The organism is Paenisporosarcina sp. FSL H8-0542, from assembly GCF_038632915.1.
Classification (GTDB): domain Bacteria; phylum Bacillota; class Bacilli; order Bacillales_A; family Planococcaceae; genus Paenisporosarcina.
In genome coordinates this window covers 1,808,277-1,834,086 of the sequence record NZ_CP152050.1, presented here as the reverse complement: position 1 = coordinate 1,834,086, position 25,810 = coordinate 1,808,277, and the positions used below count along the sequence as shown (strand labels likewise).

The 25,810-nt window shown below is 38.0% G+C and carries 25 protein-coding genes; 2 read left to right on the top strand and 23 right to left on the bottom strand.

Annotated features, from left to right (window positions below):
* Positions 1 to 68 precede the first annotated feature (68 nt).
* From MHH33_RS09560 to parE, 17 genes are all read right to left on the bottom strand, one after another.
* Positions 69 to 1,226, bottom strand: a complete 1,158-nt coding sequence (locus MHH33_RS09560) for a DegT/DnrJ/EryC1/StrS family aminotransferase (protein ID WP_342541584.1) — start codon at positions 1,224 to 1,226, stop codon at positions 69 to 71.
* Between the two features lie 37 nt (positions 1,227 to 1,263).
* Positions 1,264 to 2,175, bottom strand: coding sequence for a GNAT family N-acetyltransferase (locus tag MHH33_RS09555; protein ID WP_342541583.1), 912 nt, complete (start codon positions 2,173 to 2,175; stop codon positions 1,264 to 1,266).
* A complete protein-coding gene (locus MHH33_RS09550) occupies positions 2,168 to 3,280 on the bottom strand; it encodes a Gfo/Idh/MocA family oxidoreductase (RefSeq protein ID WP_342541582.1) in 1,113 nt (370 codons plus the stop codon). The genes MHH33_RS09555 and MHH33_RS09550 overlap by 8 nt, the downstream gene beginning before the upstream one ends.
* The gene (locus MHH33_RS09545; RefSeq protein WP_342541581.1) at positions 3,277 to 4,191 is read right to left on the bottom strand and encodes a UDP-3-O-(3-hydroxymyristoyl)glucosamine N-acyltransferase; all 915 of its coding nucleotides are present in this window, start codon (positions 4,189 to 4,191) and stop codon (positions 3,277 to 3,279) included. Before MHH33_RS09545 ends, MHH33_RS09550 begins: the two co-directional genes overlap by 4 nt.
* Positions 4,188 to 4,919: a hypothetical protein gene (locus tag MHH33_RS09540; RefSeq protein ID WP_342541580.1), complete on the bottom strand. Its 732-nt coding sequence runs from the start codon at positions 4,917 to 4,919 to the stop codon at positions 4,188 to 4,190. The genes MHH33_RS09545 and MHH33_RS09540 overlap by 4 nt, the downstream gene beginning before the upstream one ends.
* Before the next feature lie 11 nt (positions 4,920 to 4,930).
* Positions 4,931 to 6,241, bottom strand: a complete 1,311-nt coding sequence (locus MHH33_RS09535; RefSeq protein ID WP_342541579.1) for a nucleotide sugar dehydrogenase — start codon at positions 6,239 to 6,241, stop codon at positions 4,931 to 4,933.
* A 32-nt stretch (positions 6,242 to 6,273) separates the two neighbouring features.
* On the bottom strand, positions 6,274 to 7,500 hold the full coding sequence (locus tag MHH33_RS09530) for an O-antigen polymerase (protein WP_342541578.1): 1,227 nt from the start codon (positions 7,498 to 7,500) through the stop codon (positions 6,274 to 6,276).
* 213 nt (positions 7,501 to 7,713) lie between these two features.
* Entirely contained in the window at positions 7,714 to 8,970 is a 1,257-nt protein-coding gene (locus MHH33_RS09525; protein WP_342541577.1) for a glycosyltransferase family 4 protein, read from the bottom strand.
* On the bottom strand, positions 8,967 to 10,058 hold the full coding sequence (locus MHH33_RS09520) for an aminotransferase class I/II-fold pyridoxal phosphate-dependent enzyme (RefSeq protein ID WP_342543754.1): 1,092 nt from the start codon (positions 10,056 to 10,058) through the stop codon (positions 8,967 to 8,969). The genes MHH33_RS09525 and MHH33_RS09520 overlap by 4 nt, the downstream gene beginning before the upstream one ends.
* Before the next feature lie 339 nt (positions 10,059 to 10,397).
* A complete protein-coding gene (locus MHH33_RS09515) occupies positions 10,398 to 10,553 on the bottom strand; it encodes a sugar phosphate nucleotidyltransferase (protein ID WP_342541576.1) in 156 nt (51 codons plus the stop codon).
* A 24-nt stretch (positions 10,554 to 10,577) separates the two neighbouring features.
* Entirely contained in the window at positions 10,578 to 12,395 is a 1,818-nt protein-coding gene (locus tag MHH33_RS09510; RefSeq protein WP_342541575.1) for a nucleoside-diphosphate sugar epimerase/dehydratase, read from the bottom strand.
* Positions 12,396 to 12,424: 29 nt separating this feature from the next.
* A complete protein-coding gene (locus MHH33_RS09505) occupies positions 12,425 to 13,189 on the bottom strand; it encodes a CpsB/CapC family capsule biosynthesis tyrosine phosphatase (RefSeq protein ID WP_016427214.1) in 765 nt (254 codons plus the stop codon).
* 122 nt (positions 13,190 to 13,311) lie between these two features.
* Positions 13,312 to 14,010, bottom strand: coding sequence for a CpsD/CapB family tyrosine-protein kinase (locus MHH33_RS09500; protein ID WP_342541574.1), 699 nt, complete (start codon positions 14,008 to 14,010; stop codon positions 13,312 to 13,314).
* A 13-nt stretch (positions 14,011 to 14,023) separates the two neighbouring features.
* Entirely contained in the window at positions 14,024 to 14,749 is a 726-nt protein-coding gene (locus tag MHH33_RS09495; RefSeq protein ID WP_342541573.1) for a Wzz/FepE/Etk N-terminal domain-containing protein, read from the bottom strand.
* 208 nt (positions 14,750 to 14,957) lie between these two features.
* A complete protein-coding gene (locus tag MHH33_RS09490; protein WP_342541572.1) occupies positions 14,958 to 16,178 on the bottom strand; it encodes an MFS transporter in 1,221 nt (406 codons plus the stop codon).
* Between the two features lie 55 nt (positions 16,179 to 16,233).
* Positions 16,234 to 18,675, bottom strand: a complete 2,442-nt coding sequence (gene parC / locus MHH33_RS09485; protein WP_342541571.1) for a DNA topoisomerase IV subunit A — start codon at positions 18,673 to 18,675, stop codon at positions 16,234 to 16,236.
* Positions 18,672 to 20,645 carry a DNA topoisomerase IV subunit B gene (gene parE / locus MHH33_RS09480; RefSeq protein WP_016427209.1) on the bottom strand — a complete coding sequence of 658 codons (1,974 nt, stop codon included), beginning with the start codon at positions 20,643 to 20,645 and terminating at the stop codon, positions 18,672 to 18,674. Before parE ends, parC begins: the two co-directional genes overlap by 4 nt.
* Positions 20,646 to 20,850: 205 nt before the next feature.
* On the opposite strand from parE, the gene plsY reads away from it, so the two are divergent.
* Both plsY and MHH33_RS09470 read left to right on the top strand, forming a co-directional pair.
* Positions 20,851 to 21,456, top strand: a complete 606-nt coding sequence (gene plsY, locus MHH33_RS09475) for a glycerol-3-phosphate 1-O-acyltransferase PlsY (RefSeq protein WP_342543703.1) — start codon at positions 20,851 to 20,853, stop codon at positions 21,454 to 21,456.
* Positions 21,457 to 21,491: 35 nt separating this feature from the next.
* Positions 21,492 to 21,782 (top strand): HesB/YadR/YfhF family protein, encoded by a 291-nt coding sequence (locus tag MHH33_RS09470; protein WP_342543702.1) that lies wholly within the window; start codon positions 21,492 to 21,494, stop codon positions 21,780 to 21,782.
* A 142-nt stretch (positions 21,783 to 21,924) separates the two neighbouring features.
* On the opposite strand, the gene MHH33_RS09465 is transcribed toward MHH33_RS09470, so the two are convergent.
* The 6 genes from MHH33_RS09465 to MHH33_RS09440 form a co-directional block, all read right to left on the bottom strand.
* The gene (locus MHH33_RS09465; RefSeq protein WP_342543701.1) at positions 21,925 to 22,068 is read right to left on the bottom strand and encodes a hypothetical protein; all 144 of its coding nucleotides are present in this window, start codon (positions 22,066 to 22,068) and stop codon (positions 21,925 to 21,927) included.
* 103 nt (positions 22,069 to 22,171) lie between these two features.
* Positions 22,172 to 22,372 (bottom strand): hypothetical protein, encoded by a 201-nt coding sequence (locus MHH33_RS09460; protein WP_342543700.1) that lies wholly within the window; start codon positions 22,370 to 22,372, stop codon positions 22,172 to 22,174.
* 82 nt (positions 22,373 to 22,454) lie between these two features.
* Positions 22,455 to 23,339, bottom strand: coding sequence for a type II toxin-antitoxin system SpoIISA family toxin (locus tag MHH33_RS09455; protein WP_342543699.1), 885 nt, complete (start codon positions 23,337 to 23,339; stop codon positions 22,455 to 22,457).
* Between the two features lie 203 nt (positions 23,340 to 23,542).
* Positions 23,543 to 23,842: a hypothetical protein gene (locus tag MHH33_RS09450; protein WP_342543698.1), complete on the bottom strand. Its 300-nt coding sequence runs from the start codon at positions 23,840 to 23,842 to the stop codon at positions 23,543 to 23,545.
* Positions 23,842 to 24,267 (bottom strand): thioesterase family protein, encoded by a 426-nt coding sequence (locus tag MHH33_RS09445; RefSeq protein ID WP_342543697.1) that lies wholly within the window; start codon positions 24,265 to 24,267, stop codon positions 23,842 to 23,844. Before MHH33_RS09445 ends, MHH33_RS09450 begins: the two co-directional genes overlap by 1 nt.
* 48 nt (positions 24,268 to 24,315) lie before the next feature.
* Positions 24,316 to 25,800, bottom strand: a complete 1,485-nt coding sequence (locus tag MHH33_RS09440; protein ID WP_342543696.1) for an AMP-binding protein — start codon at positions 25,798 to 25,800, stop codon at positions 24,316 to 24,318.
* Between the last annotated feature and the right edge of the window lie 10 nt (positions 25,801 to 25,810).

The window sequence follows — 25,810 nt, the reverse complement described above, 5'->3', positions numbered from 1 at the left end:
TATGACATACTTTTTTGATGATGGTCCCTCCAATATCCGTTCATTACATATTCCACTATTTGTCTCTTCTATAAGTTGCTCTTCTTGATATAGTCTGAAACCACTTTTGCCACAAGTTCTACATCCGTTTCCTTCAAATATGGATGCATTGGTAACGACAGAACACAATCACAATGCTCGTTAGTAACTTGAAAATCTTCTTCATTAAATTGTAAATGTACAAATGCTTTCTGTTTATGCATTGGATTCACGTAATACACCATACTTGGAATCCCGTTCTTATTGAGATGTTGTTGTAACTGATCCCGTTGCTCCCTATTCTTAAGCTTAATAGTATACTGGGCAAAGCTAGAAAAAAATCCATCGGGGATGGCAGGTGTATCAACCATTCCGCTCAATTTTTCATTATAAAGTTGATAAATTCGGTTTACGTCATCCAATTCATGCTGGATGAACGCGTCAAGCTTGACTTGTAAAATGGCTGCTTGGATCGTATCAAGTCGCGAATTCAACCCAATGCGAATATTGTCGTACTTACTTTCGCCTTTTCCATGAACCTTCAAAGACTTTAACAACTCTGCTAATTCATCATCATCCGTAAAAATTGCCCCACCATCTCCATAACAACCTAAAGGCTTCGCTGGGAAGAAAGAAGTTGTTGCGGCATCACCAAAACTGCATGCTCGTTTCCCATGAATATTGCCCCCAAAGCCTTGGGCAGCGTCTTCTAATACAAGTAAATGATATTTCTTTGCGATACGCTCGATTTCAAGATGATCAGCAGGTAACCCAAATAAATCAACAGGAATAATCACTTTTGGTGTGACTTTCCCTTCTTTCAACGTTTTAACAATGGCCTTCTCTAGTTGCGTTGGATCCATGTTAAAGGTATCTTTACATACATCCACAAACACCGGTGTTGCACCGCAAAACGAAACCACTTCTCCTGTTGAGAAAAATGTTAAATCTGGAATGAAAACGGCATCGCCTTCCCCAATCTCCCACGCCATCAGCACAAGGGTCATCGCTTCTGTTCCATTCGCACACGTGATGCAATGCTTCACGCCCACATATTCAGCTAATCGTTCTTCGAGTGCCTTTACTTCTCTTCCTTCGATATAATTGGAATGAAATAATACACCTTGAATCGCTGAATCGATTTGATGTTTATAGGTTTGATATTGAGCCTGTAAATCACGATACTGCATAGCCACTCTCCAATCCACATAAATTCCACCCGGAAAACCCATTACGTCCGTAACCCTAGAAAACCTTATGAATATTATGGTAAGGCATTTGCCTTGAACCAAATTGTCTGAAAAACTGCTCGATATTTTGCTTCATACTTCCTTCAAAATCAAACTTCCGATTCAACCTACTTGCTAATTTAATGCCTTCATAAATCAGTAAAGTTAGAGATTGATTGTTTCGATAGTCAGGATTTGAACCGGACATTAAATAATAAACCGTCTCGTCATCCCAAACAAAATAAGCCGCGGCATGAATTTTATGTTGCTCATCCGCACAATAATATATTTTCCTAGCATTTCTTTGTTCACATGCTTCATCAATTCTCAAAACCGTTTCAAATGAATAGGGGATTTCTAAGTTTTGCCTCTCAAACGTCAGTTTATTTAAATGATAGAATTCATCGATTCCAAGACCTTCATAAATCTGCAAGCTTTTCTCTGCTTTTCTTATATTCTTTCGTATATTGGAATTGAAATTTTGATAGACTTCATCCAAATTGGAAGTATGGTGTATGACATACGTATACCTTGTTGTTTGCGAGTAGCCACGCCAATAAAAAGGAAGCCAGTTTGTAAAGGAATAATGAAAGTATTGTTGGTATTTTGTTAACCCCAGTTTCTCGATTTCATCTATGATGGTATTCATCATGTTTTTTTCATACGTCAGTGCTCTTTCGTATTTTTGATCTGGTGGGTATCGCATCCAGATGCCATTCGTTTGGGTTAACGTCGCTTTTCTAATTTCTTTCTCGGTTCCGATTTGTTGGAGATAGTATGGCAAAGACGCACGGATTTCGCCGTTTTCTTTAATTAATATGGCATCCCATTCATTCGGACAAACCGCATCCATCCACCAGCCTTTTGAAAATAAAGGAATGGTCGTTTCCTGCTCGCTGAATTGCAGATACTTTTCGAGTTCAGTCATGCCCCTGCCCACTTCCACTAACTCGATGAAATAAATTAATAAAATCTAATGTACTCGCCTTCTCCAGTGGGAGTTGGACACTTTTCTTTTCAGCTGCTGACTTATAAATGGCAAGGACGAGTTCTAATGCCCTTCTGCCATCTTCAGCCGTCACATATGGTTCACGGTCCTGTTTTATCGCCTCAATGACGTCTGCATAGAGTGGCGTATGTCCAAAGCCATAGACGGTTGGCGGATTCTCGTGATACTTGGCTTTTACTTCCTGTGAATCGTCCAATTGATCCGCAAACAGCCATTCTTCAATAATATTTACTGATTTCCCACCGATTTTAACGGTCCCTTGATCCCCGAACACATAGAGCGTTTCCTCAAAATTTTGAGGATAAATGTTTGTTGTTCCCTCAATTACACCGTAACTACCGTTCGAAAATCGAACTAACGCAATTCCAAGATCTTCTGCCTCGATAAATGGATGCTTTAAATTATCCGTCATTCCAACAACTTCTACAATGTCGTCACCCATCATCCACCGCAAAAGATCAATATTATGAATGCATTGATTCATGAGTGCCCCACCGTCTTGCTGCCAAGTCCCTCGCCAAGGTGCCTGGATGTAGTAGTCCTCTCCACGGTTCCAGCGGATATGGGCTGTTCCGTGAAGTAGTCTACCAAAACGACCTGCCTCTACTGCTTCTCTCAATTTTTGAACCGATTTATTAAACCGATTTTGGTGGCAAGCACTTACTTTTAAATTTTTCGCCTCTGCCCTTTCAATAATCTGATCAGCTTCTTCTAAAGAAAGCGCGATGGGTTTTTCAATAATCAAATGGCTTCCCGAATCGATACAATCCAACGCAATTTGTCCATGTTTCCCGCTTTCTGTACAAATCGCCACTAAATCAGGTTTTTCAATTGCCAGCATCTGTCGATAATCCGTATATTTAGTTACTGCAACCCCTAAATCAAATGTTGAAAAGGTCTGCTCCATTTTCTTTTCATCGAGATCACAAATGGCGACAATGTCTAACTTATTTTGAATAGCGGCGGCCAGATGATTCGGTGAAATCCTCCCGCAACCGATGATGGCAAATCGTAAGTTCGTCATTTCTCACCCACATGATTTCTTATTTTTTTTCCTGGCACACCGACAATCACCACATTATCCTCCACATCTTTTACAACGACCGAACCTAAGCCGATTAAACTATTGGCGCCAATGGTTACTTGATTTCGAATCGTCGCTGCAGGAGAGATATAAACATTTTTCTTAATCCACACACTTCCAGAGATATTGACCAACGCGGCAATCATGACATGATCTTCAATGATGACATTATGGGCGATGTGACAAAGGTTGTTAATTTTTACATGATTCCCGATTTCCACATCCCCTAACGTTCCTCTGTCAATACACGTATTCGCCCCAATTTCCACATCTTCGCCAATGATCACACCGCCAAAATGGGGAACTCTAACATTGATCCCGTCAGTATTTTCAAAATAGCCGAACCCATCAGTACCAATCACAGCACCTGAACGAATGATTGTATCTTTTCCAATCGTGACTTTCCCTTGGATCGAAACATTATTTTCGATTCGTACATTGTCTGAAATCACAACTTCTGGCCCTATATAACAATGGTGACCAATGTAAACCTGTTTACCGATACTCCTCGTTTCAACAACCGATGCTGCACTAATAAATTCAACCTTCGTCTCTTCATGAAAAAATTGATTGAGTATCGTAAAGTATATGGCTTTTGGATTGTCACAAAAAATAAAGTTTGCCTTCTCAAAAGAACTTGTATCAAATTGTAGTGAGACAATGAGCGAATTTGTAATGACTTTTCCCATAATGGCTTGCATTTTTTTCTCGTCTTTAATCCATGAAATTAAATTGGCAGCAATATTTTCAATGGAAACATAGGTATGAATCGTGAGTTCTGAATCACCGATAAATGTGTAGGGCATTTCTGTAGTGTCTAAAAAGTCTGTGATATCTTTTATACGAATCACCCTGTTATCTCCTTCCAATCAATCACTTGATCTAATGCGGTGAAATTGTCATACATAAAATTATATCGTTCACTTATCGATTGTTTGAGGAAGTCCTTTAGCTTAACTTCCATTGTTTCAATTTCAGTAGAATACCAGAAAGGATGGGTCAGAATGTGCAGCTTTTCATATTTTCCAGATTCAATCGTTTCAATCGGATCTTCTCGCCAATTCATTCTTGAATCTGATACGTATTTCATGCTTTTGAAGTATTTGGAGGAATAGGAGTTGATGATTTGATGGAATTGAATATCATTTTCTAATACGAGTTTGGAAGGTCGATGCATGGAAACTACCTTCACTTCAGTATTTAGTAAGTTACCGAGAATTTTGGCTTCCATTTGTACAGCTTTCTGCATATCTTCAATAGTTTGAATATCATATCGTTTTTCATCAAAATGAATGCCAATTTCGTGACCTAACGACTGGATTTGTTTTAGCTTTTCGAAGGATTCTTTTGAAAAGATATTATAAAAATTAGTGGATAATAGAATGAAATAGGTTGATTTCACGGCTAGATCATGTTCTAGTCTGGCCATTTCTAGTGCTTTTTCAAGTGAGAAATCAACATCGTGCCTGATGATGACCGATTTTTTGACAGTTTCACTTTCGCGATACATGCAAAAGTAATACCCGTTGTGTCTTAATAATTCCAGCAGCTCGATGTAGGCTTTTGTTGTAAATTCCATTTCGTCTCCCCTTACAACAATTCGATTTTTTCTCGATTCAAAACATTCTGCATGGCATTTTTCGTATCAAAGATTGCCTTCGCATGTTGCTGAACGAAATCATAATCTACCTTTGTATGGGCAGTTGTGATCATTACTAAATCAGCACTTTCAATAAGCTCCGCAGTTAATTTTGATTCACCTTTTTTGATCACACCGTGTTCATCACGATATTCTGAAATATAAGGATCATAATAGATCACATCAGCAGCGTTTTTTTCTAATACTTCGATAACTCGAATCGCTGGGCTTTCTCGATAATCTTCAATATCCTGTTTATACGCGACACCAAGGACTAAAATGCGCGATGCACTTAACGCCTTTTTCGATTTGTTTAAAATATTACTTGCTCGTTCCACACAGTATTCCGGCATTCGGTCATTGATCATCATGGAAGCCTCAATCATGGATGTGTGAAACCCATATTCACGCGCTTTCCACGATAAATAATAGGGATCTAGTGGAATACAATGGCCCCCTAAACCTGGCCCTGGGTAAAAGGCCTGAAATCCATAGGGTTTCGTTGCAGCAGCATCGACCACTTCCCAGAAATTAATACCCATTCTGTTACAAAGAATGGCTAATTCATTGACGAGGCCAATATTGATATTTCTGTAGGTGTTCTCTAAGATTTTTTCCATTTCTGCAATCGCAGGTGATGAAACCCGATAAATCGGTGCTTCTAAAATGCTCTCATATAAACTCGCTGCGATTTCCGTACATTTTGCAGTCATTCCCCCTACCACTTTTGGGGTATTTTTCGTTTTATAGCGTAAATTCCCCGGATCGACTCGTTCAGGCGAAAACGCAAGATAGAAATCGACCCCACATTTCAGACCCGATGATTCAAAAATCGGCTTCAGGAGTTCTTCTGTTGTACCGGGATAGGTTGTAGATTCTAAAACGATTAACATTCCTTTATGCATATAAGGAACAATACTTTCTGCCGAAGCTTTCACATAACTAATATCCGGTTGCTTATAGAGGTCTAACGGTGTCGGCACACAAATACATACACAATCTGCCTGTGCAACCTGTGCAAAATCTGAGGTGGCGGTAAGGTAGCCGGATTGTACGATTTGTTCAAGGTCTTCGTTCACGACATCTCCAATGTAATTGATACCGGAATTCACCATAACTACTTTAGAATCTTGTATATCGAATCCGATTGTCCGGTACCCTGCTTTTGCCTTCTCCACAGCAAGAGGAAGACCAACATAACCTAGCCCTATGACCCCCAGTGTTGCTGTTTTATTAAGCAATTTTTCCTTTATAGTCTCCATTTTTCCACCCTCATTTTTTTTTGAGCTTGCCATCAAGTCTTTTCGTGTCTGTTAACCACGGAATTAGTTAGCCATATAACAAAAATTGCAAATAATATTCCATGAGTTAAAAGACTAGTAAATAGGGCTGCATCAACTAGTGCAGTTCCAGGAATGATGATAATTCCAGTTGATAAAACTAATGGAGTATTTTTTGACACACTATCTAATATTTTTAATACTCCCCCTAAGATCAACATAAAAAGTAGAATTCCAATTATTCCGAAATTCAAATAAGCATCCCCGAATATACCTACGTTAGGGCTAAAGTCTCTACCAAATACTTTTTGTGCTACTAAATAAACTGGATTAGTTCCATATGGATTATCAATGATAAAAGAAAGGAAAGATGCGGACAACTTATATTTCGTCATGTTCTCATAAAAATCAAAATATAAAAAATGTAACTGTGCAGGAACATAAAATAGCCTTCTTAAAAATAGCGATAACATATTTGGGTTATTAGAAATACTGTACAAAATATATAAAGTACTTTGTGAAAATATTAAGGCAGATGTGATAAAAAATAATATATTATTCTGATAACCCTTTTTAAAGAAATAATAAATTCCAAAAATAAGAATAGGCGCAAAAAGATAACTCTTATGTCCTGTCATTGCAAAAATTGAAATTTGTAAAATTAAGGAGATAACAACTAATATTCTATTTTTCCTGATCAATCCATAAATCAACAAGAAGATATTTGTTATATGCGCTTGCCAAGGCAATAAATAATCCATTAACCAATTATCACTACTAGCGTTAAATTCTTCTCTAGTTGAATAAACATTTGATAGATCAAAATTTATTCTTTGTAGACCACCAGTAACGATTAAAAAAACATAAACAATGATGGTTAAGAAAAATAATATTAAAAATGATAAATTTTTCCCCTCTTTTAAAGTAGGAAGTTTTAGCATTGGGGTTTTTACTAGAATATAAAAAAGTAATAAAAATGACAGTGAAATGGTTAGAAAAAATTCTCGTGAATGATCCTGTAACCAATAAAGTGATGAAATAGGTAAAAGTAAATTGATAAACAGTACATATACTACAATTTTGCTTGGATAACTTAGATTTTCTAATTTAATTATAAAAATACTTAAGATGAAAACTACTAGGTAAGATTCGAATAATTTAAAGATTGATATCTTAATAGTAAACCCTTCATATTCAAATACTGGATTTACAAATAAAAAGTAACCGTATTCCAATAGCATTTTAAAAACGATTATTACGAATAGTGTATATAGATATTTTTTTTTAAATGTAATATTAATAATAGACAGATCACATCCTTACATAGATCAGTATTTAAGGAAAATTCTCCAGCTAAAAATTTTGGTGTTGTAAAATCATTGATGAAGTAATCCTTCCAGAATTCTTATCCATTTTTCCTTTAAAGAGCCCATCCTGACCACCAATCTATAAAATTATAGTAACTGTTCAAGCTTTCTAGTTAACACTTTAAAATCATAGTCTTGTGCGGCTTTTAATGCATTTTGACTATAAATTGCAACTTCATCCTGAGGCATATTAGACAGGTTAATAATGGCTTCCGCAAGCTGATTCGTACTAGCATTATCGATCACAATACCACATTGATATTTTCGAATGAGATCGTACCCATATTCACAACCTGAAAGCGTTGGTTTCCCACTTGCAAAGTATTCAAACATTTTATTCACACTCGTACCAAACCGTTTGAGCCCGTTTTGTGAAAAAAGCTGCACAATATTTAAATCGGACTTACTGAGAATATACGGGATATGATTTTTATCGACAAACCCTTTAAATTGAATGTTTTTAATTCCATGTTCGACACAATATTTTTCTAAATTCTCTTTCTCTGTTCCTCGCCCATAAATTAAAAACTTTATATGATTAACACCTTTTTTCTGGATGATGTCTGCAATTTCTACAACCAGATCTACATTGTTTGCCTTCCGAATCGATCCTGTGTACACAACCTTAAACAGTTTGGGGTTGTTTAAATCAGAATCCACTACTATATAACGCTTTATATTTTCAGTGAAACGCTCTAAATCAACACCATTATTAATGTGATGCACTTTCGTTAAATCAATCGGTCCGCCGAGTTCTTTGTTCCACCCTCGTTCAATTATGTAATCTTTCCCACCCTCCATCGTAAAAATCAATTTGTCACACTTTTTATAAATCCATCTTTCCCCACAATATAGCAGATTGGTGACTAAGCTATTTCTTTTTATCGAGTCATATTCGATTAAGGACTCAGGCCATAGATCCCGCACTTCACAAACACAAGGAATGCCAAACTTTTTCGCGAGTTTAATGCCCGCTATTAAAGTTAGCGGATGAACACTTGAAGCGAGGATCACATCAGGCTTCCCGTGAATTTTTGCAACCTCTTTTGAGACGGGGAACAGATTTCGATAGAATACGATCATGTTTTTAATTCGTTGTTTGCCATTTCCAACATAACTAGGAGTCTTCACAAATACGTACGGAATGCCGTTTACTTCATCCGTTTTGTATTTTTGACCCCCTGTATCAATATTCTCGTCTGTATTATGGATCGTGCTTGCACAAAAAATGGTAGCTTGATGTCCTTGGCGGATTAAGTTTTCAGCAAACCAAAAATGCCGTCCCCCTAGGTCTTTAAACGTATCGGTGGCATAATGATTGAAGATCCAAATGTTCTTTTTCAATTTTTTGAGGCTCCCCACAGTTTTTTGATTGTGTCCGCGACTCTTCCCAAGTCCTCATCGGTCATTTTTGTATCAGATGGCAAACAGACACCATTTTCAAATAACTTTTCTGATACATTGGCTCCTATAAAATCGTATTTCGCGAAGTATGGTTGCAAGTGCATCGGCTTCCAAGTTGGCCTTGATTCAATGTTTTCTTTTTCAAGAGCTTTCATAATGTCTAGTGGACGAACTTTTCCGCTTAGGGTCAAGGCAGTTAACCAATAGTTCGGTTCATTCCAATCGTGAATGGGCATAAACTCCACACCATCCAGGCCGCTTAACTCTTTTTGATAAAATTCAAAAATGTATTTTTTCTTTGCCACTCGTTGTTCTAGCACTCTCAGCTGACCTCGACCAATTCCGGCAACGACATTACTCATCCGGTAATTAAATCCTAATTCACTATGCTGATAGTGAATTGCTGGATCTCGACTTTGTGTAGCCCAGAATCGAACCTTGGCAATCCTCTCCGCATTGTCCGAAACTATCATCCCACCGCCTGAAGAAGTAATAATTTTGTTACCATTAAAAGAAAAAACACCATAGTCTCCAAAAGTCCCAGTATGCGTACCTTTGTAGTAGGTTCCAAGCGATTCAGCCGCATCTTCAATCAACGCAACCTGATGTTTTTTGCAAAGCCGGGCGATCGGGTCCATATTCGCCGATAACCCATATAAATGTACGACTATGACGGCTTTCACCTTCGGATATTTCTGGAACGCTTCTTCTAATGCGGTAGGACTCATATTCCACGTTTCATCATCACTATCAATAAAAACTGGAGTGGCATTTTGATAAATGATGGGATTGGCCGTCGCCGAAAAAGTTAACGACTGACAGAAAACAATATCTCCTTGCTCGACGCCAGCTGCTTTTAGAGCCAAATGAAGAGCTGCCGTTCCTGATGAAAGGGCCGCTGCAGATGTACTTCCCACTTTTTCAGCCAGCTCTTTCTCAAACAGATCGACATTTGCCCCAAGTGGTGAAATCCAATTCGTATCAAAAGCCTCTTGAACAAATGCCAGCTCAAACCCTTCCTCACTCATATGTGGCGATGAAAGATAGATTTTCTCTGACTTTGGATTTAGTTGAGAATTCCCATCACTCTTCGACTTCTCGTTCCGGATACCTGACAAGATATTCCTTCTTTCTACTCGTTATGGGTATTGCATTTTTTGTGTATTCGCGCTGGGTGCTGCGGTTGCTAGTATTCTAGTTTGGTGTATTGGGTGCGAGTGACCCGGGTGAGTTGCTAGGCGCGAACACGATGTTCACTATAGAGATGAATGGCTGGTTGATTTGGATTTGGCTGCGGATTTTGGCTTTGGAAAGTCGTTCATGTCCCTAATAAACAGTTGAACGCTTTTTTGTCTCAGGAAGGTAATTCAGACTCCTAGCATTAATCCAATAATGGCTGCAATCCCCATATTAAGAATTGGGTTTGGGCTAATAGGTTTTATATTCTTTGATTGATTAGAAATAACTTTTGTAATTGGGTAAAGTCTTGTGCCATTTCCACCCGCTAAAATAATTCCTTTCATCTCTACACCTCAAACCAATTGATTTTATTGAATTACACTTCGGAAGCTTTGTTTATTAGCAATTTTAAGTAACAAATCTTTAAGATTCTCATTATTTAAATCAAGCATCTTATCCAATAAATTCTTCATATCTATATTGTTAATTGGTGTGGACTTACCAATATAAATTTTCGGAAAAACATGTTCGTTTTGAATTTCGTCTTCGTTTAATAATTCTTCAAATAATTTTTCACCCGGTCGAATTCCTGTGAATTCTATACCAATTTCATCTTCTTGATACCCGGATAAGCGGATTAAACTCTTTGCTAAGTTCACAATTTTTACGGGTTCTCCCATATCAAGGACAAATATCTCTCCATTTGTTGCAAGTGTTCCTGCTTGAATGACAAGACTCGATGCTTCAGGAATCGTCATGAAATACCTAGTCATCTCAGGATCAGTAACAGTGACTGGTCCGCCTTTCGCAATTTGTGCTTTAAATAGAGGAACAACACTTCCACTAGAACCTAAGACATTTCCAAACCGTACAGCGGCAAAGTGCGTTTTACTATTAACCGCCAAGTTTTGGATAATCATTTCTGCAAATCGTTTCGTCGCACCCATGATATTTGGTGGGTTCACTGCTTTATCAGTCGAAATCATTACAAAGCAGGAAACACCAATTTCTTTTGCTGCCTCTGCTACATTCAGAGTTCCGTAAATATTATTTTTGACTGCTTCTCTTGGATTAAATTCCATGAGTGGTACATGTTTGTGGGCAGCTGCATGATAAACTACATCTGGTTTATAAATCTCCATAATTTCAAAAATCCGACTGCGATCTTGGATATCAGCAATTATTGGTATAACTTTAGTATTAGATGAAACTAGGTTCCGCATTTCCAAATCAATTTTATAAATGGAATTTTCTCCATGTCCTAATAGAATAATTTCTTTAGGTTCGAATCTCGCCACTTGTCTGCATATTTCTGAACCTATGGAGCCACCAGCTCCAGTTATAAGAATTTTTTTATTCGTAAGTTGATTTGCAATTGCGAGCATATCAAGTCTTACTTCCTCACGCCCAAGTAAGTCCTCAAAACGAACATCTTGAATTTCATTTACGGATAACTTACCAGTCATAATATCTTCTATCCTAGGAATAGTTTGAGTTTTCACGCCTGTCCCAACACAAATTTTAGTTAATACAATCATTTCCTGTTTAGACAATGAGGGAATAGCAATAATAATTAACTCGATTTTGTTTCTTTCAACAATCTCTGGAATATTAATGATTTTCCCTAATACTTCAACTCCATAAATTTCAAGATTTTGCTTAAAGAGATTATCATCTATAAAACCAACTGGTTGTAATTGCCTATCCTGATTTCTTAATAATTGACGAACCACCATGGTACCTGCTGCTCCTGCTCCTACTATTAAAGTACGTTTTGTTTTCAAGTTTAATTTTCGTTTCTTTAAATCAACAGCTAAGCGCCAGGAAAAACGTGAACCACCAATAAAAAGAATATGAACCATCCATGTGATGACTAACACGCGAACGTAAATATCTTGATTGACTATTACTTGCATAAGCATTACTGAAATAATCGAATAGGTCACTGCACGAAATATTGAGGTAAGTTCACCAATTGAAGCATACAACCAAACCTTTCGATAAAGTCCATAACGCCAAGCAAAAAAATGATGTGCTAAAAAAATAGTTATTACACTTAGAATTAACACTTTTTCTGTTAAAACATTTAAATAGGGATATAGAATTAAATAACTAGCAAACATCGAAAAAGCAACAATAAAAGAATCCAATACAAAAAGTAATGTTTTCCATTTCTTTACCGTCATTGAGCACATACTCTTTTCTTTAGTAGGATTTAAATAAAAAATTTTTTTCTTGGAATCTGCTCGGGCTGTAGCTTGCTAATATTTTGATTATTAACAAGTTCAATCGATTGCTTTTTCAAGTTTGTCGTATACTCAATTCCTAATTTTTTATCTACTATGTTCCATGCATCTTTCCATTTAAACACTCGGCTAGTCAGATTGTGTGCATCTGATCCAATAAAATGGGTCAATTGATATTCAATCATTTGAATACTCAAGCGTTGTAATTTTCTACCGAACCCGCCTGCTACACTTGTTGCGGTTACTTGAGAATATGCACCATTTTTTATTAATTGATAAAGTTTTTCTGGATTCCTTGCAATTTCAGCATTGCGCTCTGGATGTGCAATCACGGGCTTAATTCCTTTTACTAGTAAGTTATAAAACAACTTCTCCGTATATAGTGGAATATTAGACGATGGCAGTTCGATTAATATCATCTTGGAATGGTTTAATGTTAATAGTTCTTCATCTAAATCTAAGACACTCTCCAGTTCTCCAAATAATCTTATTTCTTGCCCAGTCAATACAGTTAAAGGAATTTGTGCAGCTGAAAATATTTCATTCAGCTTAAGAACGTTCTTTACAACTATTTCTTTGGGGTTATGGTAAGAAGGATGTCGGTGATGGGGTGTTGCGATAATAGTAGATATCCCTTCAGAAACAGCTTGTTTAGCCATATTGACACTCTCTTCTAATGTTCGTGCGCCATCATCAAGACCGAAAGTTATGTGTGAGTGTATATCAATCAACATTCCCATCCTCGTAAATGTATTTTTTGGTAATCTTTAACATGAATATTAGTTTTCGAAATGATATTACAATTAATAATTAGTAAAGAATTTAATTATTTTGTATGAAACCATTGCTAACCTAATTACTTGATTTGACCGTAATAATAGGTGGTTTGATAAGGTGAGTCCTTCATCATTTTATTATTTAACACAACTCCTAATAGTTTGCTTCTTGAACTCATTAGTATATCTTTTGATCGAACGGCTCCTTCTTTTTCTGTAGAACCACTTTTCACTACCAAAATAGATCCGTCACTTTTATTTGCCAGTATTTGTGCATCTGCTACGGCAAGTATAGGAGGTGTATCAAATAAAATTAAATCAAAACTAGCTTTTAATCGGTCCATCAATTGAGACATCATTTCTGATTGAAGTAGTTCTGCTGGATATGGGGGAATTGTTCCGCTAGGTAATAGAAACAAATTAAGTACTGGAGTTTGTTGTATAACATCTCCTAGTGAGGCTTTTTTCATCAATAAATTTGTTAAACCTTTTGTATTGTTAATATTAAAGGTATAGTGAATTGTCGGTTTCCGTAAATCTGCATCTACAAGCAGCACTTTTTTTCCTTGTTGAGCAAACACAATAGCTAAGTTTGCAATGGTCGTTGATTTTCCTTCTCCAGGATTTGGTGAAGTAATAATAATGGATTTCAATTCTTTATCTACCGAAGAATACTGAATGTTTGTTCTTAATGTTCGATACTGTTCTGAAATAGGAGATTTTGAATTTTCAATTGTTATTAGTTGCGTCTCCATTTTCTTATTCATCCGATTAGCCATTCATATCTCCTCCTTACTTTTGCTGCATTTTATTAAGTCTTGCTATTTTTTTCTGTTCTTTTATCTCCATGGATGAAATAGAACCTATCACTGGTAAGGAAAGTAGCTTTTCAATGTCTTGCTCCGAAGTTAATGTATTGTCAAGGTACTCTAAAAGGAAAGCGAGCCCAATACTAAGTAAAAATCCAATAACCATTGAAATAGCTATGTTTAATATAGGTTGGGGCTTTACAGGTTCTTGTTTTTCACTTGCAGTGGCTTTTGCTAATATACCCACATTATTGATGTTCATAAGATCCGTTATTTCACGCTGGAAAATGTCAGCAGTCGAATTGGCAATGTCACGAGCTATATATTGATCCGCATCCTGGACAGTAATTGTTACAACTTGAGAATCGCCTTCACTATTGACATTTATTTTTTTGTTTAATGATTGAGTAGTCATATTTTCAAGTGCCAATTCCTTTATAACAAGATCAAGTATCGCTGGACTTTTTATGATAATGCTATAGGTATTTATTAGCTGTAAATTTGTTTGAATATCTAAATCAGGCATTTGGTTTGTGTTTGTGTCTTCTTGATTTATTAAAAGCTGAGTTGAAGACTCGTAGATCGGTGTAATAAAATAAAAACTAATTACGCCACTCAGCGCAGTTACTAAAAGTGTTATAGAAAAAATCAGAAGCATTCTCTTTCGAAGTGTTTGGAAAAATTCTTGTAAACTTATAGTTTCTTCCATAATCTTTAGTTCCCCCTTCCCAGCTATAAATTTATTTATATGATAAAACCATTAACAACATGACATTTGAAGGATTTTTACGGTAACAACGATTCGATTTTATTGAAATTCTTTTCACATTTAAAAAACCAACTAAATTAAGCAATTTTGACGGGTTGTACGTTTTACTCCTGGATAAAAACGACAAAACAGGAAAAAACCGCTGAAATCATATAATTTCAGCGGTTTGATCATTTGTATCCAATTTGATGTTACGTTTCTTCATTTGAATCAGGAAAACTGTGGTCAGAGATAAACTGATTACCCCAAATACAACGACCATCCATTGTAAACCGATTAGATCCAACAATGCTCCTGTTGCCAATAAAACGACCTGGAAAATTACGCGCTCGAGCATGTTTCGGAACGAGAAAAATCTGCCGTGAAACGCTTTTGGCATTTGCTTCTGGAATATTGTCATAGCGGTTGGGAAAAAACTACCCACTGCAAAACCAAATACCGCAAATGCGGTTACCGACAAAACTGGACTGGCAGCAAAAATTAAGATTAATTCAGCAACGCCGATTACAAATGCAAAGAAAAATAATATCGTACTCGTATGCCATTTATTTGCAATATACTTAACAACAACAGTACCCAGCATAAATGCAATACCTTCAGCGGCATAAATTGCCCCTTTGATGGATGATGAATCCTGCAGCTCACTGATATTGATGACCAGCAAGTTAAACGATCCAATAAACAATAAAGGAATTAACGTCATGACCAAAGTCATCATGACTGCTGGATATGATTTTAAAATCGGAAACACTTCCATGAATCCGCCTTTACCTGGTGAAGCTACTTTCACTTGTGCTTCTGTACCCTGACCTTCATCGATGCGGAGCATATAAGTAAAGATCAACAGACCGGCATAAGCGATGATGGACATATAATATAGCGATTCCAATGACCAATAGACCAATACGACACCTGCAAGCGCTGTTCCAATAACACGAGCCATAGTAGCAACATTCATATGCCAGCCATTCATTTGCAGCAACTGTTCGTCTTTAACCACTAATGGTATGGTTGCCTGCAATGCTGGAAAATAAAATGCCGCCGACAATTGGATGCTGATCATGAAGGCGACCATCCACCAGATGGAGCCTGTTCCGATTGCAATCAGCATGAAGCTTACACTGATCATACGACCAAATCCTGAAATCAACAAAACCGTCTTTTTCTTCGATTGATCGATTATTTTGCCGGCCAGTGGTCCAGCTAAAATTCCAGCTAGTAAACCAATTGCCATGATGACTGACTTCAGGAAATCAGAAGGAATTCGTTCCTGCATAAACTCCAAATTTCCGATGATTCCAGTCCAGAGACCAAGACCCGCAATCATTTCCCCCACTAAAATAATCCATACATTACGATTCTTCCACATATAATCCCCTGTATACAACAAAGGAAGCCATTATAGCTCCCTTGTTGTACCCCTTCTATTTCTTGCTATCTTCGTTTGTTTTCAGTGCTTTCCATAATCTTACGACAGCCCCGTCTTTGTCTGTATCGACAATAAATGAGCCGTTTGAATAGCGATCTGACACACGAATTGGTTTCGTTTCAACAACTTCACGAACGCCTTTTGCTGTCTCTATAATTACTTGTTCATTATCTTCAACATAGAATACGCCGCTTACGCGGTGAGCATTCGATTTTAATTCGCGTAAAACAACAACTCCTCGTTTTGCACGAGTGCCTTGTTCGAATTCTTTTAATGCCATTTTTTTTACGGCGCCTCGATGAGTCACGAGGAATAAATCTCCGCGTGCATCAGCTGGAATGATCGTTGCATTTGCTACAACATCGCCATCTTTCAAGTTAATCCCTTTCACTCCACCAGTTTTCACACCGGTAACAGGAACTTCCTGCATATTGAATCGTACAGCATAGCCGTTATGCGTGACGATGAAGACGTCTTCGGTTTCCGTTACGAGATCAATATACATAACTTGATCGCCTTTTTTCAAATTCATCGTATTCAATGCTCGTGAATAACGCTGAACTTGATATTCAGCCAGTGTAGAACGTTTAATCTGACCCAGTTTTGAAACAGCTAAAATATAGCGGTTTTCATCAAAGGTTTCGATTGGAATTGCTTTGATGATTGTTTCGTTCGAATCAAGTGAAACGATACTCGATATATGCTGGCCAAGGTCTTTCCAACGGATATCAGGCAGTTCATGAATCGGCTGATAGATGTAATTTCCTAAACTTGTGAACAGTAGCAAGTGATGTTGCGTATTCATCATCGACTCAAATAATAGATAATCTGAGTCTTTCATTGTGAAGTCTTTACCGTTAGAAGCACTGTATGAACGTGTACTTGTACGTTTTACATATCCGTCTTTCGTCACGGTAACCATAACCTCTTCACTCGGAATCAAGACATCCAGCGTTAATTTGATTTCCTCGATTTGGTCTTCAATAACGGATCTCCGTGGCTCAGAGAATTGCTTACGAATGGCTTGCAATTCTTTTTGGATGACTTTTGTCAATTTTGATTCGTTATTTAATATTGCCATCAATTCACTAATTGTTTTTTGCAATTCAGCTTCTTCATTTCTCAAGTCCGTAATATCGGTGTTTGTTAAACGATAAAGTTGTAGAGAAACAATCGCTTCAGCTTGTGCTTCAGTGAATGCAAAAGCACGAATTAAATTATTTTTCGCATCGCGCTTATCCTGAGATGCACGGATGGTTTTAATTACTTCATCCAAAATGGATAGTGCTTTCATCAAACCTTCCACGATATGAATGCGGTCTTTTGCTTTTTGTAAATCATATGCAGAACGTCTAGTCACTACATCTTTTTGATGCTCAATATAAGCATCAAGCAATAATGGCAATGTCATCATTGTCGGACGACGGTTATGAATCGCAATCATGTTGAAGTTGTAAGCTATCTGCAAGTCGGTGTTTTTAAACAGGAACTGCAAAATACCTTTTGCATCAATATCTTTTTTCAATTCGATTACGATACGTAAACCAGTGCGGTCGGATTCATCACGGACCTCTGCAATACCGTCCAGACGTTTATCGAGACGTTGCTCATCTATTTTCTTAATCAAAATCGCTTTATTAATTTCAAAAGGAATTTCGGTAATAACGATTTGTTCCTTACCGCCTTTTAAAGCTTCGATTTCTGCTTTTGAGCGGACAACGATTTTGCCTTTTCCTGTCTCGTAAGCTTTTCGGATACCATCCACACCTTGAATGATGCCTCCAGTAGGAAAATCGGGCCCCTTCAGAACCGTCATTAATTCATTAACAGTAACTTCAGGATTGTTCATGCGCATTAACACAGCGTCTAGCACTTCATGCAATGCATGAGGCGGCATGTCTGTTGCATATCCAGCAGAAATCCCTGTTGCACCGTTTACAAGTAAATTAGGGAAACGAGCTGGCAGTACAGTTGGTTCCAACTCGGAATCATCAAAGTTTTGTACCAAGTCAACTGTGTTTTTATTGATATCACGAAGCATTTCTCCTGCGATGGCCGACAAACGTGCTTCCGTGTAACGCATAGCAGCAGGTGGATCACCATCTACAGAACCGTTGTTCCCGTGCATTTCAATCAACATGTGGCGAACTTTCCAGTCCTGACTCATCCTTACCATGGCTTCATAAACGGAACTGTCACCATGTGGGTGATAGTTACCGATTACGTTACCGACAGTTTTTGCTGATTTACGGAACGGTTTTTCGTTTGTATTTCCTTCATGGAACATTGCATATAAAATACGACGTTGTACGGGTTTAAGTCCATCTCGGGCATCAGGTAATGCTCGATCTTGAATGATGTACTTACTATAACGGCCAAACCGGTCGCCGATGACTTCTTCTAAGGGTAGATCTTGATAACGTTCGGTTTGTGTCATTCTGAATCCTCCTCAGCATGGATGAGTTCGTTTTCTAGAATATTGCTGTCTTCATCCAGACCAAAATTAACATTGTTTTCAATCCATCGTCTTCTTGGTTCAACTTTGTCACCCATCAATGTAGTGATGCGTCTTTCCGCACGTGCATCATCATCAATTTCTACTCGAATCAATGTTCTTGTATCAGGATTCATCGTTGTTTCCCATAATTGTCCTGCATTCATTTCACCAAGACCTTTATAACGCTGGATCATATATCCTTTACCGATTTTTCGGATGGCTTCGTCAAGTTCAGCTTCCGTCCAAGCGTACTGAAGAACTTCTTTTTTGCCGACTCCACGGTAAACTTTGTAAAGGGGTGGCAAAGCAATATATACTTTTCCTGCTTCAATCAATGGTTTCATATAACGGTAGAAGAACGTCAGAAGCAATACTTGAATATGTGCTCCATCCGTATCGGCATCTGTCATGATGACGATTTTATCATATGCGATATCCGGAACTGAGAAATCAGCGCCTACTCCACCGCCGATTGCGTGAATGATCGTCGAGATTTCTTCGTTTTTCATGATGTCCGCAAGTTTTGCTTTTTCGGTATTGATAACTTTTCCTCGAAGTGGCAAAATCGCTTGGAAACTGCGGTCTCGTCCTTGTTTCGCAGAACCGCCGGCAGAGTCACCCTCCACCAGATATAATTCGTTTTTCGCAGCATTACGAGATTGTGCAGGAGTCAGCTTCCCAGATAAAATTGAAGCTGATTTCTTTGATTTTTTGCCGTTACGTGCATCTTCTCGGGCACGACGAGCAGCTTCTCGTGCTTGTTGTGCACGAATCGCTTTACGGACAAGTGAGGCACTCAATTCAGCATTTTCTTCAAGAACATACAACAGTTTCTCGGAAACTACCGCATCCACTGCTGCACGAGCTTCACTCGTACCTAATTTACCTTTCGTCTGTCCTTCAAATTGAAGAATGGCTTCAGGAATACGCACTGAAACGATTGCTGAAATTCCTTCACGAATATCTGCTCCATCCAAGTTCTTATCTTTCTCTTTAAGTAGACTTGTTTTTCGTGCATATTCGTTAAATACGCGCGTCAAGGCAGATTTCGCTCCTGTCTCATGGGTTCCGCCATCACGCGTACGGACATTATTAACAAACGATAAAATCGTTTCAGAATAGCCGTCATTAAATTGGAATGCAAACTCCACTTCGATGTCATCCTGAACCCCTTCAACATAGGCAACTGGATGCAATACATCTTTTTCTTCATTCAAATAACCGACAAACGCTTCGATGCCGGTTTCGAAAAAGAATACGTCTTTTGTGCCATTACGTAAATCGTTCAGTTCGATTTTAAGCCCTTTTAATAGAAAAGCAGACTCTCTCAAACGTTCACATAATGTCTCATAATTGTATTTTGTAACCGAAAAAATGGTTGGATCAGGCAAGAAATGAATGGATGTTCCTGATTCTTTCGTTGTGCCGATTTGTTCAAGTGTTGTAACGGGGTGTCCACCATTTTCAAAACGCTGGCGATATTTTTTGCCATCGCGGTGGATTGTAACTTCCAAAAACGTAGATAACGCATTTACTACCGATGCACCTACTCCGTGTAAACCACCACTTGTTTTGTAGCCGCCTTGTCCAAATTTACCGCCTGCATGCAGAATGGTAAAAATAACTTCGGGTGTTGGCTTTCCGGTTTTGTGCATTCCAGTAGGCATTCCTCGTCCAAAGTCGCGAATGCTGATACTTTGATCTTCATGTATATTGACAACGATATGATCACCAAATCCAGCAAGTGCTTCATCGACTGCATTGTCGACAATTTCATACACTAAATGGTGTAAGCCTCTAGCGTCCGTAGAACCAATATACATTCCTGGACGTTTTCGAACTGCTTCCAGTCCTTCGAGTACTTGAATTGCATCGTCGTTATAAGCTGATATTGATTGATTTTTTGCCAAATCGTTCTCCTCCAAAAAACAAACAGATGTTTTCATTGTATAGAATGAATGTCACCTTTGCAATGAGTCTAGTAGTATATTCCATGATCAACAGGTAATTTATAGGATAAATGAAAGTTCACCTAAAGCGTTGTGACCGGTTGTGACACATGATAAACTATTTGTAGATATTAAGAGTTCGTACTAATTATTAAAGGAGCACTATATGAATACTGTTATCGCTATTTTACTAGCTTACTTGCTAGGGTCTATACCATCAGCATTATGGATTGGGAAACTTTTTTACAAGACGGATATCCGTCAACACGGAAGTGGGAATTTGGGTGGAACGAATACTTTTCGGACTTTAGGTCTGAAAGCAGGTTTAATTGTGTCAATTTTGGACATTTTAAAAGGAACGGCAGCTACTTGTCTACCGCTAATTCCTTTCTTCGTAGATACAGGCCTCCACCCGTTATTTTTAGGCGTAATTGCAGTAGTTGGTCATATGTATCCTATCTTTGCTAATTTCAAAGGAGGCAAAGCCGTAGCTACTTCAGGCGGGATTCTGTTAGGGTACCACTGGCCGATTTTCGTTTTAATGCTGGTTTCTTTCTTTATCGTACTGAAGATATCAAAAATGGTCTCTTTAACTTCGATGGTTCTAGGAGTAATTGCTTTGCTATATACGGTAATCTATAACATTTTCGTTGAAACCGATATTCCATTGTTGGTAGTGATTGTTTTACTTACTGCATTCATTCTTTACCGTCATCGTGCTAATATCACCCGGATCAAAGCGGGAACCGAGCCAAAAGTGAAGTGGATATAATACAATACGATTAGACCACGAAAGGTTGGTGTCGCATGAAAATCGTGATTTCACATGAAGCAATGCAATGGTTTAAAGAAGACATGGAAGCAAAAGCCGGCGAATATATTCGGTTTTACGCCCGCTACGGTGGCTCCAGTCAGCTCCATGACGGATTTTCACTCGGTGTAACGAAAGAGCAACCGATGGAACTATCCGTTGAATTAGTTGAAGAAGATATTCATTTTTACATTGAAGACCGAGATATTTGGTATTTTGACGGACATGATTTACATGTCACTGTTGATCCGAAACAAAAAGAACTTACATATTCATACGTAAAATAAGACAAAGCAGACGGTATCCATTCCGTCTGCTTTGTCTTATTTTTTTGTAACTTTTGATGGTTGCTTTTTCATCTCTATTAATGGTTAATAAGCAATATAGAATCATCAAAAAAGTATATAAAAAAACAGATAGACCGTAAACCTATCTGCTCTTCTTTATTTTATTAATATTGTCTTTCATTTTCTTATTTAAATTGAGAAGGTAACTCTCATCTTTTTCACGCTTTGGTAACGTTCCAGACGGCTTATCCGTTAAGAAGGTAGTTTTCTTCTTTTCTTCTCCCAATGGATCAACTCCCATACAAATCTTTGTACAATTATACTGTCTGTATGGTCAAGATATGAGAGGTTTAAACAAAAAAGACTGAGAATATTCATAAGCTACCCTTTCACTTCATTGAACGGCTATCTCTTAAACGATCCACAGCTTCATCGCTTCTCTTAAATAAATCCCTTGTATACAATGATGGTGAAGTTCGTGGAGCTGTTCGGGTAGCCTTCTCTCGTAAAAAAGGAGACTTAACCTTACCTCTGCGTCTTTTAGCTACAGTTACTACCATACCTTCTGTTGTACTTGTACGCTCTACCATTTTCTCCACTCCTTTACTATCATTTACCCTTATTCTATCAAACTTATACTTTTTTATCTATAATGTTGACCACTTAAGAAACTCACTCTTCAAGTGGTTTTTTTAACCAACTATGTATCATAGAAAGATTAATAATATGATCTATATCAATATCCAAAACATGTTCCTTTTCCGATTCAATAGAAATGACTACTGGAAATATTTTTTCGAGATATGGAATGAGGACTGTATGCTTGTCTATATGAACGACTACTTTCTCATTTATGGAATTCATTTGTTCATCTGTAATATTAACTCCAAGAATTGTACCTAATTCTTGCCTAAAGAAATTGTCATTATTTTTCTTGAATACTGTGATATTTTGTCTGCAAGTTTCTCCATAGGAATATAAAAAATCTTCTAAGCTCTCCTGATAATTCTCTATTTCATTCCATTCTTGAGTTTCAAAAGAAGATATTTGCATCCTGTCCAATATATCTGTGAATTGCAAACTTCTATTTTGTGTTTGAACAATAACCTTCTGCATTTCCTCATTGATGCTTTCCACATCATTGATTTGTTCCATTTCAGCTCCGCCGATTTTCTTAATAGTTGGAGTTAAAAACAAGGCTAAATCAACAAAGATGAACATCCCCGCTAACAATGTGTATCGTTGCCATTCTTTCACATTAAAACCAGTATGATTAAGCAACAGCACAACCCCAATAATGAAAAGGAAATACCATGTTCTCCGCAAATTTTGTTTATGCTTTTTAAAAAATCCTTCAAATGCCCAACTTATGTATAGAATTACCGCCGCAAAGCCAATAAGAATGAACCACTTGTTTTTTTGGGTAAAGGAGAGAATTGAATCGCCCCATAACAGCTTTACCAAAAACAGAACTATTATAAGAATTATAGGTCCTAGAACCTTTTTGTTGAGGAGATTCTTGTACCATCTATATGATTCTTGTTGATTTTCTACCATGATTCACCTCCCACCTAATTTTACCATAATTTACGAATAGAAACTCCAAAAGTGATGCAATATTCCTTCTATTTGCAAACTAAATAATATTAATGTTAGGAGAAAGTTTTCTATTATATTGGTTCCGATACTCATCTTTCCACTATCAATTAAGTAAAACCTAAAACAAAGCCCACTTTGAGCGTCAACTCAAAGTGGGTTTTCTAATTGGCAAAACGGTGCAATTGGTTCAGCATATTTTCTTTACGTAAGATCGTTACCTGATGCTGTCCGAATAAATCAAAATGTGGATAAGCTTCCTTGTAGTCGATCCATTCAGCCTTCAAGCCATATTGCTTTCCCCACGTAATCAATCGTTCTACGTCTGCGCACCCGACTTTCGTAACCGTCTTGCATCCCGGGAATCGGTCATCCAGCCAATAATGCGTCAAAAATGCGATTTCGCCTCTGCTGACTGCTTCTTTCCATGCCGTCAACTCGTGGCGTTTCAATCCAAAAGCCATCAGCTCTTCACCTTGGCGATTTCTGCATATGTAGCGTCCCACTCTGCATTCACTTTTTTAAGCGATACAGGTCGGAATGTTTCTTTTTTCACCAAAACATGTTCTGACTTTGCTGTTGCTGCTACCGTTCTATCCTCATGTAAGATCTCGTAACCATAGGTTGTTCGAAGTTTACCATGAGACTCAACCCATGTGCGAACAGTTGCTTTCTGACCATATTTCAACGACGCTTTATATTGGATACTCAAATCGATCACTGGTGATAAATAGCCTTCACTTTCCAGTCCGGCATACGTGTAGCCTAAATCTTCAATCAGGCTGGTTCTTCCGATTTCCATCCATACCAAGTAGTTGGCATGGTAAACGACACCCATTTGGTCTGTTTCGGCATAACGGATTTCAATTTCTTTTTCACTGACAAACATCTTGCTCACCTCTTGCACCATTATACAAAATTGAGCAAGAAAAAGCAGTTACACGACTTTCAAGGCTGATAGTTGTTTCTTATCAATTTTTCCGACATGCGTTTTCGGCAGTTCCGGTAACACCACAAACTTTTTCGGGATTTTATAGCCTCCTAAAAATTGACGGCAATGTTCGGTCAATTGAGTTTCTTCAAATAGAGCAGGGTCACTCAATGAAATGAATGCGGTAACGACTTCGCCCCACTTCTCATCCGGGAGTCCGATGACAGCCGCTTCCCTGATTGTACGATTCAGGAGTAGACAATGTTCGATTTCCTGAGGATAGACGTTCTCCCCACCGGTTACGATCATGTCTTTTTTTCGTCCGACAATATACGTATCACCGTCTGCATCAATTTTCGCCAGATCCCCTGTTTTCAACCATTCGTTTTGCATCGTAGCTGCGGTTTCTTTGTCATTTCGCCAATAGCCCCTGAAAACATGCCTCCCGCGAATCCAAAGCTCCCCGACTTCCCCGATTAATGCAGGTTGATGGTCTTTCGTGACAATCAAAGTATCTACAAATTGCATGCTTTTGCCAACTGATCCTCTTTTGACTTTGGCCACTCTGACATCTATTACAAAATTATTTGGTCCCGCTTCAGAAAGACCATAGCCTTCTTTAAAAGGTAAACCTTTGTTTTCAAATTGTTCATATACCGTAACCGGACACGGAGCGCCACCTGATAAAAATACTCGGACGTCAGGAAAATCATGTTTCTTGAACGTCTCTGACTGTGTCATCAATTCATACATCGTTGGAACGAATAAGGAAATCGTTGCTTTTCGTTTCAGAATTTCGTTCAATGCTTGTTCTGCATTAAATCGATGACCGATGACCACTGTTCCCCCTGTCATCAGGATTGGGATCGACAAAGCATTCAATCCCCCTGTATGGAACAAAGGCATATAGTTGACAGTGCAATCTCGTTCCGACAACCCCCAGCTAACAATTGTGTTCAACGCATTCCAGTTGACGTTGTGATAAGACAGGAGTACTCCTTTTGGTTTCCCTGTCGTACCTCCTGTATAAATCATCATCCACGGTTCATCCGCCGAAACAGATTGGATAGAGTGCATTTCGAATACACAAGGTTCATTATTGAAAGGTACTTCCCTGTTCATGACTTTCTTACCATCAAATGAAAGTGCTATGTTTTCGTATACATCATCCGTTACTAGGATTGATGGTTCACAATCTTCCAGAATATCGCTGAGTTCATGATGGCTTAATCTGAAATTCAAAGGTACATATATATAACCTTTCAATCCACAGGCAAATAAAATGGCTAGTAGCTCAGGGTGATTGGCAGCAAGTATCGCCACACGGTCCCCTTGTTGCAACTTCTCTTGCGTTAAGCGTTGTACCCACTGTTCAATGAGACGCGCAAATTGAGCATATGTCCACTGCTGGTCACTATCGATATCAACACAGGCAAGACGGGAGGGAGCCAATAGTGCTCGTTTTAAAAACCAGGATTGATCATTATACATACGTACCCTT

What these genes read in the sequence shown, in the direction of transcription:
- MHH33_RS09555 (WP_342541583.1), bottom strand. Translation starts at nt 2,175, where the DNA reads ATGACTGAACTCGAAAAGTATCTGCAATTCAGCGAGCAGGAAACGACC.
- MHH33_RS09550 (WP_342541582.1), bottom strand. Translation starts at nt 3,280, where the DNA reads ATGACGAACTTACGATTTGCCATCATCGGTTGCGGGAGGATTTCACCG.
- MHH33_RS09540 (WP_342541580.1), bottom strand. Translation starts at nt 4,919, where the DNA reads ATGGAATTTACAACAAAAGCCTACATCGAGCTGCTGGAATTATTAAGA.
- MHH33_RS09535 (WP_342541579.1), bottom strand. Translation starts at nt 6,241, where the DNA reads ATGGAGACTATAAAGGAAAAATTGCTTAATAAAACAGCAACACTGGGG.
- MHH33_RS09530 (WP_342541578.1), bottom strand. Translation starts at nt 7,500, where the DNA reads ATGCTATTGGAATACGGTTACTTTTTATTTGTAAATCCAGTATTTGAA.
- MHH33_RS09520 (WP_342543754.1), bottom strand. Translation starts at nt 10,058, where the DNA reads ATGAGTGAGGAAGGGTTTGAGCTGGCATTTGTTCAAGAGGCTTTTGAT.
- MHH33_RS09515 (WP_342541576.1), bottom strand. Translation starts at nt 10,553, where the DNA reads ATGAAAGGAATTATTTTAGCGGGTGGAAATGGCACAAGACTTTACCCA.
- MHH33_RS09510 (WP_342541575.1), bottom strand. Translation starts at nt 12,395, where the DNA reads ATGACGGTAAAGAAATGGAAAACATTACTTTTTGTATTGGATTCTTTT.
- MHH33_RS09505 (WP_016427214.1), bottom strand. Translation starts at nt 13,189, where the DNA reads ATGTTGATTGATATACACTCACACATAACTTTCGGTCTTGATGATGGC.
- MHH33_RS09500 (WP_342541574.1), bottom strand. Translation starts at nt 14,010, where the DNA reads ATGGCTAATCGGATGAATAAGAAAATGGAGACGCAACTAATAACAATT.
- MHH33_RS09495 (WP_342541573.1), bottom strand. Translation starts at nt 14,749, where the DNA reads ATGGAAGAAACTATAAGTTTACAAGAATTTTTCCAAACACTTCGAAAG.
- MHH33_RS09490 (WP_342541572.1), bottom strand. Translation starts at nt 16,178, where the DNA reads ATGTGGAAGAATCGTAATGTATGGATTATTTTAGTGGGGGAAATGATT.
- parC (WP_342541571.1), bottom strand. Translation starts at nt 18,675, where the DNA reads ATGACACAAACCGAACGTTATCAAGATCTACCCTTAGAAGAAGTCATC.
- plsY (WP_342543703.1), top strand. Translation starts at nt 20,851, where the DNA reads ATGAATACTGTTATCGCTATTTTACTAGCTTACTTGCTAGGGTCTATA.
- MHH33_RS09470 (WP_342543702.1), top strand. Translation starts at nt 21,492, where the DNA reads ATGAAAATCGTGATTTCACATGAAGCAATGCAATGGTTTAAAGAAGAC.
- MHH33_RS09460 (WP_342543700.1), bottom strand. Translation starts at nt 22,372, where the DNA reads ATGGTAGAGCGTACAAGTACAACAGAAGGTATGGTAGTAACTGTAGCT.
- MHH33_RS09455 (WP_342543699.1), bottom strand. Translation starts at nt 23,339, where the DNA reads ATGGTAGAAAATCAACAAGAATCATATAGATGGTACAAGAATCTCCTC.
- MHH33_RS09450 (WP_342543698.1), bottom strand. Translation starts at nt 23,842, where the DNA reads ATGGCTTTTGGATTGAAACGCCACGAGTTGACGGCATGGAAAGAAGCA.
- MHH33_RS09445 (WP_342543697.1), bottom strand. Translation starts at nt 24,267, where the DNA reads ATGTTTGTCAGTGAAAAAGAAATTGAAATCCGTTATGCCGAAACAGAC.
- MHH33_RS09440 (WP_342543696.1), bottom strand. Translation starts at nt 25,800, where the DNA reads ATGTATAATGATCAATCCTGGTTTTTAAAACGAGCACTATTGGCTCCC.